Here is a 12,054-nt window from a genome sequence, read left to right as displayed (position 1 = left end):
CATGCGCCACGGCCGGCCGGTCATCACTATCGTGCTTTTCTGATTTAGGAGTCCACATGGCGGAACCCAGCAAGAGTATTGATTCAAGCGGCATGGACGAGTTTGGTTATACGCAGACCCTGGACCGGAGCATCGGCAAGTTTGCCAGCTTCGCGGCAGGTGTCAGCTACATCTCCATCCTCACTGGTGTTTTTCAACTGTTCTACTTTGGCTTTTCCATGGCTGGCCCGGCGTACGCGTGGTCCTGGCCCCTCGTCTTCGCAGGCCAGCTGACGGTGGCCCTGTGTTTCGCCGAGCTGGCGGGCCGGTACCCGGTGGCCGGATCGGTGTACAACTGGGCCAAGCGGCTCACCTCCGGGACCTGGTCCTGGCTGGCGGGCTGGCTGCTGCTCATCTCGTCCATCGTGGCGCTCGGCGCCGTGGCCCTGGCCCTGCAGCTCACCCTTCCGCAGCTCTGGTCCGGCTTCCAGATCATCGGTGACGGAACGGGCACCTACGACTTCGCCCTCAACGGCGTGCTGCTGGCGAGCATCATGATTTCCATCTCCACGCTCATTAACGCCTTCGGCGTGAAGCTGATGACCAGGATCAACAGCATCGGCGTCTTTGTTGAGCTGACCGCGGCCGTGCTGCTGATCCTGGCGCTGGGGTGGCACGTAGTGCGGGGGCCTGAGGTCTTCTTCGACACCGCCGGCTTCGGGGAAGGCCACGACCTCGGCTTCTTCGGTGTGTTCCTGATCGGCGCCATGGCCTCCGGCTACGTTATGTACGGCTTCGACACCGCCAGCTCCCTGGGTGAAGAAACGAAGGACCCCAAACGCACGGCACCCAAGGCCATCCTGCGCGCCATCACGGCATCCTTCGTGCTGGGCGGCCTGATTCTGCTCTTTAGCATCCTGGCAGCCCCGGACCTGGCTGACCCCAAGCTCGGGGCGGCCGACGGCGGCCTGCAGTATCTGGTGCTCTCCGTGCTTGGAGGCCCCTTCGGCAAGGCCTTCCTCGCCTGCATCGTAGTGGCCGTGGTGGTCTGCACCCTGGCCGTCCATGCTGCCGCCATCCGCATGATGTTCGCCATGGCCAGAGACAACAACCTGCCGTTCAGCCGGCAGCTCAGCAAAGTGGATCCGGTCCGCAGGACCCCCACTGTCGCTGCCATCGTGGTCGGGATCATGGCCGTCATCCCGCTACTGGTCAACGTAATGCAGCCGGCCATCTTCACCATCCTCTCCAGCATCAGCATCGTCCTGATTTACCTGTCCTACCTGCTGGTCACCTTTCCGATGCTGCGCAACCGGCTCCTGAAGAAGTGGCCGCTTGCCGACGACGGCTCCGAACCCGGATTCAGCCTGGGCAAGTGGGGACTGCCTGTGAACATCCTCGCGGTCCTGTGGGGCGGTGCCATGACACTGAACCTGGTGTGGCCGCGCCAGGAGATTTACAACTCGGTGCCGCCGTTCGAGTGGTACCTGCAGTGGGGCGGGGTGATCTTCGTGGCAGCGGTCGCCGGCGGCGGGGCCCTGCTGTACCGGCTGAAGATCCGCCACCAAACGGGCGTGCTGGCCGAGCACGCCGCGGCCGTAGCAGCCCATCCGTCGTCGGGCTCCGCCCTGCAGTTATCATCGGCTGAAACCGGTGTGGCGGACGCCAAAGTACCTTAGAGGCGCTGCTCCCACACCGTCAGCTGCAGTCTGACCGCGCCACCGTCGGGCACGGCGGCACCGTCCCCAGCGCAGCCGCCGTCGAACACCCCAATGTAGCTGCAGCGCACCGTCCCCCACAGGCGCTGCCACAAGCCGCCGGGGCGGTCCGCGCTCATAAAGCGCGGGCCGCTTCAGCAGCTTCGTCAGCAGTGCGCGCGGGAGTTGCCAGGCCCAGGTTTTCACGCAGGGTGCTGCCCCGATACTCCGTCGGGTAGACGCCGCGTTCCTGCAATTCCGGCACCAGGTGGTTCACGATGTCATCCAGGCCGGACGGGATCAGCCACGGCGAGATGTTGAAGCCGTCCACCGCGCCGACCCGTGCATATTCAGCCAGCTGGTCCGCCACCGCGGAGTACGAACCCGTGAAGGTGTGGCGTCCACGCGGGCTGTGCGGGAGGTGACGAACTGGCGGATGGAGAGGCCCTTGTCGTTGGCCTCTGCCCGCCACTGGTCCGCCAGCTGCCGGGCTTTGGCGCCGTGGAAGCCGCTGCCGCGGGTTTCGGAGGTTTCCTCCACCACTGGATCAATCTCCGGGAACGGCCCGTCCGGATCGTATGCCGACAGCTCGCGGCCCCAGAACTGCTCCAGGTAAGCCACGGCCTGCTGCGGACCGATTTGCAGGCTGCGCACCCATTCCTTCTTCGCCGCAGCCTCGTCAGCTGTGGGTGCCAGGATGAATTCGCTGGCCGGCATGATCTGTACCGCGTTGGCTCCGCGGCCCGCGTTCAGCGAGCGTGCCACGAGGTCCTTGCGGAACTCGACGGCAGCATCAAACTTCGGGTGGGCCGAAAAGATGACATCCGCCTGGCGGGCAGCAAAGTCGCGGCCTTCCGGGGAGTCGCCTGCCTGGAAGAGCGCGGGCCGGTACTGCGCACTTCGAGGCAGCCGGGGCGTCACGTCCACGGTGTAGTGCTGCCCTTCATGGAGCACACGGCCCGCGGTCCCTCCGCAGTTTCCCAGGAATCCCAGATGCGCTTAGCCGTCTCCACGAATGCTTCAGCGTGCCTGTAACGGTCGGCGTGGTCCAGGTATCCCCCGCGCCGGAAGTTGGCACCGGTCCAGGCGTTGTCCGTGGTCACGATGTTCCACGCGGTACGGCCACGGGAAATCAGGTCGAGGGACGAGAGTCGGTGGCCCGGTCGCTCAACCCGCTGCTGGCGTCGCTGCACCTGTCCGGTCTGGGCAGCGAACAGCAGCTGCTCACGGCGGACGGCATCCACTCCACCGGAAAGCTGCTCGTCTCGGACCGGCACGAGCTGCTGGACGGGCACGGCCGGGCGGGCGGTCGGCTCTTCGGTGTGGGGCGGGAACGTCCGGCTGGGGCGCTGGCGCCTTTGCCAGGCCTGGCACCAATGCCGCCCCGTTCCGCGAGAACGATGCCCTGGCCAGGACTGTCCTGGGCGTCGCGGCGTGAAAACCAGCATAGGCAGCCCGGCTGCACTGAACCCGGCAGCCCTGAACAGGTCCGCGCTGAACCGGTCCGCGCTGACCGTCCTCAACCTTCCCATGCACGATCCGCGGGTCCGGCCGCTCCTGGATGAGCTGGCCGTGGAATACGACTCCCGCTACGGCGACCTTTTTGGCCGCGGAGACGCTGCCGACGAACTCAACCGCTACCCGGCGTCGGAATTCAAGGGACCGGGCGGTGCGCTGCTGGTGGTCCAGGAAACGGCGAGTCCATAGCCGGCGGAGCTTTCCGCCGGTACAACAACGACACGGCGGAGTTCAAGCGGATCTGGACCCACTCGGCGCACCGCCGCCGCGGCCTCGCCCGCTTCGTCCTGGCGGAGCTGGAGGCGCTGGCGGCCCGGCGGGGCTACCGGCGAGTCTTCCTGACCACCGGTCCGCGCCAGCCTGAAGCAAAGCACCTGTACCTCGCCTCGGGTTATGAGCCGCAGTTCGACCTGGACCAGGATCCGGAGATCATCACGTCGCTCGCGTTCACGAAGAATCTCCCGGCCGCCCCGCTAAGCTAGCGGCATGGCCAACAAAACCACTGCAGAAAAGCTCGCCACCATCCAGAAGGGCTACACCGTGGAAGGTGCCACCATCGAGTTGGGAGCCGCAATTGTGGACGGCGAACTCCACAAGGAAGCCCAGGTCCGCCTGCCGCTGGCCATGATGAACAGGCACGGCCTGGTAGCCGGCGCCACCGGCACCGGCAAGACCGTCACGCTGCACATGATGGCCGAGCAGCTGTCCGCGGCCGGAGTTCCCGTGTTCCTCGCGGACATCAAGGGCGACCTGTCCGGCCTGGCCACGGCGGCCGCCGGCAGCGAGAAGCTGAAGGCCCGCACCGACAGCATCGGCCAGGCCTGGGCCGGCAAGACGTTCCCCGTGGAGTTCCTGGCCCTGGGCAGCGACGGCAACGGCATTCCCGTCCGTGCCACCATCACCTCGTTTGGCCCCATCCTGCTCTCGCGTGTGATGGACCTCAATGACACCCAGGAATCCAGCCTGCAGCTGGTCTTCCACTTTGCGGACAAGTACAACCTTGAGCTGATCGACCTCAAGGACCTCCGCGCGGTCATCCAGTTCCTCACCTCGGACGAGGGCAAGGACGAGCTGGAGGAACTGGGCGGCCTGTCCAAGGCCACCGCCGGCGTCATCCTCCGCGAACTGGTGAACCTCGAAGCGCAGGGCCTGGAACGGTTCTTCGGCGAGCCTGAGTTCGACACCGCCGAGCTGCTCCGGACCGCCCCGGACGGGCGCGGCGTTATCACCTGCCTGGAGCTGCCCACGCTGCAGACCAAGCCGATGCTGTTCTCGACCTTCCTGATGTGGCTGCTGGCGGACCTGTTCGAGGACCTCCCCGAGGCCGGCGACCTGGACAAGCCCAAGCTGGTGTTCTTCCTCGATGAGGCCCACCTGCTGTTCAACGGCGCATCCAAGGCCTTCCTGAACGCCATCACCACCACAGTCCGGCTGATCCGTTCCAAGGGTGTGGGGATCTTCTTCGTCACCCAGACACCCAAGGACGTCCCCGCCGACGTCCTGGGCCAGCTGGCCAACCGCATCCAGCACGCCCTCCGCGCCTTCACCCCGGAGGACGCCAAGGCCCTGAAAGCCACCGTGTCCACGTTCCCGATGAGCGATTATGACCTCGAGGAGACCCTCACGTCCGCGGGGATCGGCGAGGCCGTCATTACCGTCATGAATGAGAAGGGCGCCCCGACGCCGGTCGCGCACACTCGCCTGCGCGCCCCGGAATCCGTCATGGGCCCCAGCACTGAGGAGCTCATCAAGAGCACGGTGGGCGGGTCGGCATTGCTCGCCAAGTACGGGACCGCCGTGGACAACGTCTCCGCCTACGAGAAACTCACCGGCAAGGCCGCTGCGCCCACCGGCGGAGCCGCGCCCGGCGAGCCCCCGGTTCCGGGGACTTCCGGGCAGCCAGGTCCGGGGCAGGCCGGTTCCGGGCAACCACGTTCAGGGCAGGCCGACGTCGACGCCGAGGCCCGCAGGATCGAAGAGGAAATCCTGGGCCGGCCCAGCAGCCGTCCCGCGCCGGACCGTGGCGCCGACACTAATGCGCCCGCGCGGCGTGCACCGGCGCCTGCGGCCCCGGCCGGCGGCGGGATGGTGGGCGACATCGCCGGTGCGCTCGGCGGGGCACTGGGCGGCGGGCTGAAGAGTATGGTCCGTTCCCTGGGCACGCAGCTTGGCCGGGAGCTGCTCCGCGGCGTCTTCGGCACCTCGTCCCGGCGCCGCCGGTAGGCAAAACCGGACGATGTCCCGCCCTGGACTTCCCGCCGTCGGGCGTCAGGAAAGCCGCCGCACCCTGCTACACGGGGCGGCGGCAACACCTGTGTTCAGCGGCCTTGCAGGTAACGTAAGGGAAGTGCAGATGAGTCAGGCGTTGGTGAGGATGGCAGCAGGGTGGCTGCTTGGCCTCATGCTTGCCGTGGCCGCGGCCATCGTTGGGGTCAACGTGGTGAACAATACGGTGGCCAGTCCACAGCAGCCTGTCCGGGAATATCTGGACGCCCTCCACGAGGGTGACGGTGGCAAGGCGCTGGGCCTTTTGCGGGCTACGGTGCCGCCCAGCAACGCCGCCATGCTCGACGGCACAGCGCTGCAGACTGCCACTTCCCGGCTGGCGAACGTCAGCATCGGCGAGGCGGAGGAACGCTCAGGCAACCAGGTGATGGTGCCCATGCAGTACACAATCGATGGCAGCAAGCTTCGCACCGATTTCGTGCTGGAGAAGACCGGCACGGAATGGCTGTTCTTTAATACGTGGGCGTTTGTGCCGTCGCGGCTGCCCACGGTGGGCCTGACAGTGGTGAATGCCAGCGAAGCCAACCTCAACGGCGTCCCGGTGAACATGCCCCAAGGCAGGAATTCGTTCGCCGTGTTCTATCCGGGTGAATACGAAGCCTCCCTGAACGGTGAATACTTCGCCGCGCCCGCCACCCGCGCCACGGTGACATCCCGCGATGTCCCGGCGGCTCCGTTGAACCTGCTGACCGAGGCCACCGACCAGCTGCGGAAGGATGTGGGCGCGAAGGTCAAGGAATTCCTGGACACCTGCGCCGCCGAAGCCGTGAAGCAGCAAAAGCTGCAGCCGGACTGCCCCTTCTACTTCGCCAGCACCAACAACGTGGACGACGGCACCATCAAGTGGACCATCACGGAGTACCCGGAGATATCCATCGAGCCCTTTGGCGGCCGCTGGGTGGTTGCTCCCCTCGACGGGAAGGCCAAGGTGGAGGCGGTCCAGCAGAGTTCCTTCACGGGCGTCTGGTCCCCGCTCAACGAAGAGGTGGACTTCAGCTTCACCACCCGCCTGGACGTCGCCGGCGACACCATCAGGGTCACCCCGCTCCTGAGCTACTAGCGCCTGGGCTATCGGCGGGCCTCGTGTCACGCACAGCACGCTTTTGCCACCGGTGGGCGCGCCAGCCCCTGAGTTTCCGGGGTTCCCCCTCACGACCGGCGGCTTTAACCCCGGAAATCCGCGGCCGGGAGCTGCCTTGGCGCGCAAAAGGCTGCCCCCCGTGACACGAGGGTCACAGAAGGCAGCCTCTGCACACCGGCTCAGCAAGCCGGCGCCGCAAAGCCGTAGCCTCTTGATCTAAACCACGGCGGCGGTGATCAGTCCATTCCGCGAAGGTCCAGGACCAACTCGGTGTCGCCGTCGTCCGTCAGGAGAACCGGGATGCCCCAGTCCTGCTGGTACAGGTGGCAGGCGGCGTGGTCCGGGATTTCGCCGTCCGCGTCCTCCGGGCCGTCGCAGGCCGCGGCGCGGGCGGTGATGTGCAGGACGCCCTCCGGAATGTCGGAAGCCAGTTCCAGCGTGCGGAGCAGCCCCACCGAGGTTCCGCCGCCGGCCACAAGCAGCTCCGGCGGCGTGGAGGAGATCTTCAGCTGCGTGGGGTCTCCCCAGCGGTCGTCGAGCTTCTGCCCGGTGGGCGCGGTGAAACGCACGGTGAGCTCGAGCAGCCCGGGGGCTACCGGGCTCTTGGGCCGGTGGGTCTGCGAGGCGCCCTCGTCCACCTGCTGGGCTTCCTTGGGGATGGGCACGTAGACCAGCTGGTGCTGGTTGGCCTCCACCACTACCAGCAGCGGCTCGGAGCCTGCGGCGTGCGTGTGGTCCACAATCACGTCGGAGGGTTCCGAGAGTCCGCGGGCCAGCGTGGACACGGTCCCGGCGGCGGGGTCGTAGCGCCGCACGGCACCGTTGTAGGTGTCCGCGATGGCAATGGATCCGTCAGGCAGGACGGTGACGCCGAGGGGGTGCTGGAGGCGTGCCTCGGACGCGGGGCCGTCGCGGAAGCCAAAGTCGAACAGGCCCTTGCCCACGGCGGTCTCCACGGTGACCGTGCCGCCGTCGTCAATGACCAGCTTGCGGAGGGCGGAGGTTTCGGAGTCCGCCACCCAGATGTTGCCGTCGGCGTCCTCGGCCAGGCCGGAGGGCTGCGCGAACCAGGCTTCGTGGGCGGGCCCGTCCAGCAGGCCCTCCAGTCCGTTGCCGGCGATAATTGCCACGGCGCCGGTGAGGGGCTCGAAGCTGAAGATCTGGTGCGTGCCGGCCATGGCGATCACCACGGCGTTGAGCTTGGTGGACCAGACGACGTCCCACGGCGAGCTGAGGGACACCTCCAGCGGGTGCTCGCTGAGCTGGCCCGTGAAACCGGCAGCGTCCTCGTCCACCCGGGCGGGGCCGGTTTCCAGCAGGCGCTGCACGCCGTTGCCAACAATCGTTGTGGCCTTGCCGTCCGTGAGCGAGAGTCCCCGGAGGCGGTGGTTGACCGAGTCGGCAATCACGACGTCGTAGCCCGCCTTCGCTGCCACCTCTTCCGGAAGCAGCACGAGGCCCTGCGGCTCGTTGAACCGTGCGGTCGGCTCGACGGAGTCGACGGCGGCGGCCGGGCCGTCAGCGTGGCCCCTGGTACCGAAGCCGAACGTCGCCAGGACGGTCTCGAAGTCGGTGCCAAGCTCCACGAGGCGGTGGTGCCCGGTGTCGGTTACCAGCCAGGAACCGTCGGTGGCGGTATCAGCGGCGGCGGGAGTCCCGCCGTCGGACGTTCCCTGGACGCCTGAACCCTGCGCGCCTGAACCGGGTCCGGCGGAACCGCGCCCGGCGGGCAGGAACAGAGCCTTCCCGGGGAAGCGCAGCGTGCCAGAGGTCGCTTCCGGCGCCACGTACGGGCCGGAACCGCGGTGCAGCGTGCCTTTGGCCTCGTGCTCGGCGATCAGCTCGGGGATGAGCACGGCCAGGCCGTCAGCGTGGCCCTCACCGGACAGGTGCGCCACGATGTAGCCCTCGGGGTCGATGACCACCAGAGTGGGCCAGGCGCGCGCCGTGTACGCCTTCCAGGTCTCCAGCTCGGGATCGTCCAGGACGGGGTGGTGGATCTCGTAGCGTTCCACGGCGGCGGCCAGGGCCACGGGATCTGCTTCGTGCTCAAACTTGGGCGAGTGGACGCCCACGGTGACCAGGACGTCGGAGTACTGTTCCTCGAGCGGGCGCAGCTCATCCAGGACGTGCAGGCAGTTGATGCAGCAGAAAGTCCAGAAGTCGAGCAGCACGATCTTGCCGCGCAGGGCTTCGAGGTCCAGCGATTTGCCGCCGGTGTTGAGCCAGTTGCGGCCCACCAGTTCGGAGGCGCGGACCCGGAGTTGGGTGCGTACGGTTTCGCTCATCAGCGTCCTTCCAGCTTTGAGTTGCGTTCAGCCAGTCTGGCATCGCGTTCGGCCAATTTGGCAAACATATCGTTGTAAGCAGTGAGATCGGCGTCGTTATTCCTGTCGGCCGCCCGATCGGTGCGCTTGGACTCCCGGGCATCGGAGCGGGCCCACATGATGGCGACGCCGATGGCCACCAGGAGCGTGGGCACTTCGCCGATGCCCCAGGCCACGGCCCCGCCCATTTGCTGGTCCAGGAGAGCGGACGGCCCCCAGGCGCGGCCAAGGTTGCCGAAGTAGTCGGCCGCCAGCAGGCTGGTGCCGCCCATGATGGCGACGCCGAAGAACGCGTGGAAGCCCATGGTCGCCAGCAGCAGGAGCAGGCGCATGGGATACGGAGCGCGGCGGGGCAACGGATCCGTGCCGATCATGCTCAGGATGAAGATGTAACCCGTAAGCGAGAAGTGCAGGATCATGAGCTCGTGGCCCACGTGGTCCCGCATGGCGAAGCCGAACGCGTCCGAGTAGTAGAACAGCACGATGGAGCCCGCGAAGTTGGCCGCCGCGAAGATGGGGTGCGTGACCAGTTGGGAGAACCTGGAGTGGATAAACACGAGCAGCCACTCGCGGGCCCCACGGGTGCCGTCGCCGCGGGCAGGCAACGCCCGCAGGGCCAGCGTCACCGGGGCGCCGAGCACCAGGAAGATGGGGGCCACCATGGTCAGCGCCATGTGGTCCACCATGTGCGCGGAGAAGAGGATCCTGCCATAGACCGACGGCGGCCCTGACGTGATGAAGGTCAGCACCAGGAGGCCGATCACCCAGTTCACGGCGCGGAACCACTGCCACTTGTCGCCGCGTCGGACCACCTTGGCGACGCCCAGGAAGTACGCCACCAGCCCGAAGAGCACCACGGCCACCCAGAGCCAGTCAAAGCGCCATTCCGTCAGCCAGCGTTCCGGCGTCAGTTCAGGCGGCAGCTCGTAGCCGGTGAGGATGAACGCCGGCGACGCGTCCGGCGCAAACGTGGTGGGCTGCGGCGGGGCCGACCGACTTAGGGCCACGGCGACGCCGGAGGTGGCTCCCATAACCATGAGTTCCGCGAGCACGAGCTGCCACAAGACGCGGCGTGAGGACATGGCCGAGCCTTTGCGGCCCAGCTGGGGGATGACCCATTGCCTGTGCATCAAACCGATGCCGCCAAGGACAAGGGTTGCCGCCGTCTTCGCGAGGATCAGTTGGCCGTAGGGGGAACCAAATAGGTCACCCCAGTTGGTGATGCGGATGCTTGCATTGATGACGCCGGAGGCAAAGACGAGCACAAACGCAAAGCCGGCCAGTGAAGAGAACCGCCGCAGCGTTGGCTCGGTGATGTCGGCGGCGGCACCGGGCTTCGAGCCGGTCAGGATTCCGGACAGCAGCGCCAGGACGATGATGCCGCCAACCCACGCGCTGACGCCCACAAGGTGCAGGCCCAGGGAGTTGATGGCGCCTTCGTGGTCCGACGAGCTTGAGGAGTGGCCGATCAGGGCGGCGGGAACCAGCCCGGCCACCGCCAGGATCAGCGTGAGGGCAAGGCCGTCCAGGGATCTGACGCCGAACAGCGCGGTGGTCACCACGGCCGCGATGATGGTCACGCTCAGCCATGCCCGGCCGGTCTCGATGTCCGTCATGAAGTACACCAGCGCGCGGGTGAACTCGGCGTCCCCGCCGACGGCCTGGCCCGCAACGTCTGAGTAAGTAAGGACCAGTACGGCCACCGCCGACAGCGTCCAGGCAGCACCCGCAGCGGCAGCAATGGCCAGGGCCCGGGCGAACGCCGGATGTTCCGGAGCATCGCCTTTGTGGGTCCGGGACCGGGGACCCGCAGTTCTGGGGAGGATGCCGACGGCGAAGATCAGTCCGCCGATCACCGTCGCCAGTGCCACGTTGTGGATGGCCTTGCTGACGGGAAGCCCCCAGCGGACCAGTGCCCCCGGGTCAGAGACCTCACGGGCCGCGGCGGCGCCGGAGAAAAGGAGTGCCGCCGTCAGTCCCAGGAAGAGGGCTGCAAGGCCCGCGAGCTGCCACGGCCGGGAAATCCCCACGACGCCGCCAGCCCTGGCCGGGGCGCCCCTGTCGGGGCCTGGCTGGGGTGCTGTGGGACGGGATTTTGCTGCAGAAGGCACCTATCCATTGTCCGCTACGGGTGCCCGCGCGGCGAATCGGATTAAAGCAGAATCGGCTTAAAGCAAAGGAGCGGCAACCCTGAGGTTGCCGCTCCTTTGCTGCTGTTGCTGAAGAAGACTACTTCTTCTTGGCGACTGCAGCCTTCAGCTTGGAGCCGGCGGTCAGCTTGACGCTGTGGCCTGCCGCGATCTGGATGGTCTCGCCCGTCTGCGGGTTGCGGCCGGTGCGTGCTGCACGGTCGGTGCGCTCAACTGCGAGCCAGCCCGGGATGGTGATCTTCTCGCCGGCGGCGACGGAAGTCTCGAATACCTCGAACAGTGCATCGAGGACGGAGTTGACGGCTGCCTGGCTGGTGCCGGCCTTGCCTGCTACCTCTGAAACAAGTTCACTACGGTTCTTAGCCATTGATGTCCTCCTGGACGGTCACGATTTCTGGAGCCTGAACGCGGCATGCGTGCAAGCCACTGTTCGAAAACTTACCAGCTTGGGCCCCCGAGGTCCGCAAATTCCGCGTGTTTCCGCCATTTTTTGACTAAAATCACCGGTTTTCCAGGGAATTGCGGGGGAATTGCGCCCTCAGCGGACGCTCTCGCAGTTCCTGGAGTGTTCCGCCGGATGCTCTCTCAGTTCGTGCGACGTTCAGCCGGACGCTCTGTCACTTCGGGTGCCGGGTTGTGTGGTGCACGACGGCGGCGGGTGTGGTGGGTGCCGCGTTTTCGGTGGGGTGCCGGGCTAGTCCTGCGTTTGGTGGGGTGTTTGTGGTGTGGTGGTTAACATGGGAGAGCCCCCCAACCTGGTGGTTGGGGGGCTCTCGACCTGTAATGATGTTCCGGCGGTGACCTACTCTCCCACACCCTCCCGGGTGCAGTACCATCGGCGCTGTGGGTCTTAGCTTCCGGGTTCGGAATGGGACCGGGCGTTTCCCCCACGCTATGACCGCCGTAACCCTTCGACCCGTCACACCCGAAAAAGGGGGGTGTGTGGGAAATCTGGTTACAACATGCTCCTGCAACTTTTGGTTGCAGGTGTGGTGTTGTTATTGTGTTGTGTTTTT

7 protein-coding genes, 1 rRNA gene and 3 pseudogenes are annotated in these 12,054 nt (G+C 66.6%); 5 read left to right on the top strand and 6 right to left on the bottom strand.

Annotated features, from left to right (window positions below; translation table 11 throughout):
• The first annotated feature begins 56 nt into the window (after nt 1-56).
• Entirely contained in the window at nt 57-1,658 is a 1,602-nt protein-coding gene (locus ACX80M_RS12880) for an APC family permease (RefSeq protein ID WP_252599199.1), read from the top strand.
• Here the strand turns inward: ACX80M_RS12880 and ACX80M_RS12875 are convergent.
• Nucleotides 1,655-1,816, bottom strand: coding sequence for a hypothetical protein (locus ACX80M_RS12875; protein ID WP_252608026.1), 162 nt, complete (start codon nt 1,814-1,816; stop codon nt 1,655-1,657). The two genes, ACX80M_RS12880 and ACX80M_RS12875, sit on opposite strands and share 4 nt — an antisense overlap.
• A pseudogene (locus ACX80M_RS12870) lies at nt 1,813-2,833 on the bottom strand (LLM class flavin-dependent oxidoreductase); the annotation flags it as partial. The pseudogene ACX80M_RS12870 and the gene ACX80M_RS12875, both read right to left, overlap by 4 nt.
• On the opposite strand from ACX80M_RS12870, the pseudogene ACX80M_RS12865 reads away from it, so the two are divergent.
• The 4 genes and pseudogenes from ACX80M_RS12865 to ACX80M_RS12850 form a co-directional block, all read left to right on the top strand.
• Nucleotides 2,828-3,114, top strand: a pseudogene (locus tag ACX80M_RS12865) (hypothetical protein); the annotation flags it as partial. The pseudogenes ACX80M_RS12870 and ACX80M_RS12865 overlap by 6 nt on opposite strands.
• Nucleotides 3,115-3,206: 92 nt before the next feature.
• Nucleotides 3,207-3,676: pseudogene (locus ACX80M_RS12860) on the top strand (GNAT family N-acetyltransferase).
• Nucleotides 3,677-3,680: 4 nt separating this feature from the next.
• Nucleotides 3,681-5,417 (top strand): helicase HerA-like domain-containing protein, encoded by a 1,737-nt coding sequence (locus ACX80M_RS12855; protein ID WP_459309790.1) that lies wholly within the window; start codon nt 3,681-3,683, stop codon nt 5,415-5,417.
• A gap of 130 nt (nt 5,418-5,547) precedes the next feature.
• Nucleotides 5,548-6,540, top strand: a complete 993-nt coding sequence (locus ACX80M_RS12850; protein WP_459309789.1) for a hypothetical protein — start codon at nt 5,548-5,550, stop codon at nt 6,538-6,540.
• Nucleotides 6,541-6,797: 257 nt separating this feature from the next.
• On the opposite strand, the gene ACX80M_RS12845 is transcribed toward ACX80M_RS12850, so the two are convergent.
• The 4 genes from ACX80M_RS12845 to rrf all read right to left on the bottom strand — a co-directional run bounded on the left by ACX80M_RS12845 (nt 6,798) and on the right by rrf (nt 11,944).
• Nucleotides 6,798-8,849: an NHL domain-containing thioredoxin family protein gene (locus ACX80M_RS12845; RefSeq protein WP_459309788.1), complete on the bottom strand. Its 2,052-nt coding sequence runs from the start codon at nt 8,847-8,849 to the stop codon at nt 6,798-6,800.
• The gene (locus tag ACX80M_RS12840; RefSeq protein ID WP_459309787.1) at nt 8,849-10,999 is read right to left on the bottom strand and encodes a cytochrome c oxidase assembly protein; all 2,151 of its coding nucleotides are present in this window, start codon (nt 10,997-10,999) and stop codon (nt 8,849-8,851) included. The genes ACX80M_RS12845 and ACX80M_RS12840 overlap by 1 nt, the downstream gene beginning before the upstream one ends.
• A gap of 118 nt (nt 11,000-11,117) precedes the next feature.
• A complete protein-coding gene (locus ACX80M_RS12835) occupies nt 11,118-11,405 on the bottom strand; it encodes an HU family DNA-binding protein (protein ID WP_056341443.1) in 288 nt (95 codons plus the stop codon).
• A 422-nt stretch (nt 11,406-11,827) separates the two neighbouring features.
• Nucleotides 11,828-11,944, bottom strand: a 5S ribosomal RNA gene (gene rrf, locus ACX80M_RS12830).
• Between the last annotated feature and the right edge of the window lie 110 nt (nt 11,945-12,054).

It is taken from the genome of Pseudarthrobacter sp. MDT1-22, assembly GCF_054511035.1.
This window is presented reverse-complemented; position numbering and strand designations above follow the sequence as displayed.

What these genes read in the sequence shown, in the direction of transcription:
- ACX80M_RS12855 (WP_459309790.1), top strand. Translation starts at nt 3,681, where the DNA reads ATGGCCAACAAAACCACTGCAGAAAAGCTCGCCACCATCCAGAAGGGC.
- ACX80M_RS12835 (WP_056341443.1), bottom strand. Translation starts at nt 11,405, where the DNA reads ATGGCTAAGAACCGTAGTGAACTTGTTTCAGAGGTAGCAGGCAAGGCC.
- ACX80M_RS12850 (WP_459309789.1), top strand. Translation starts at nt 5,548, where the DNA reads ATGAGTCAGGCGTTGGTGAGGATGGCAGCAGGGTGGCTGCTTGGCCTC.
- ACX80M_RS12880 (WP_252599199.1), top strand. Translation starts at nt 57, where the DNA reads ATGGCGGAACCCAGCAAGAGTATTGATTCAAGCGGCATGGACGAGTTT.
- ACX80M_RS12845 (WP_459309788.1), bottom strand. Translation starts at nt 8,849, where the DNA reads ATGAGCGAAACCGTACGCACCCAACTCCGGGTCCGCGCCTCCGAACTG.
- ACX80M_RS12875 (WP_252608026.1), bottom strand. Translation starts at nt 1,816, where the DNA reads ATGAGCGCGGACCGCCCCGGCGGCTTGTGGCAGCGCCTGTGGGGGACG.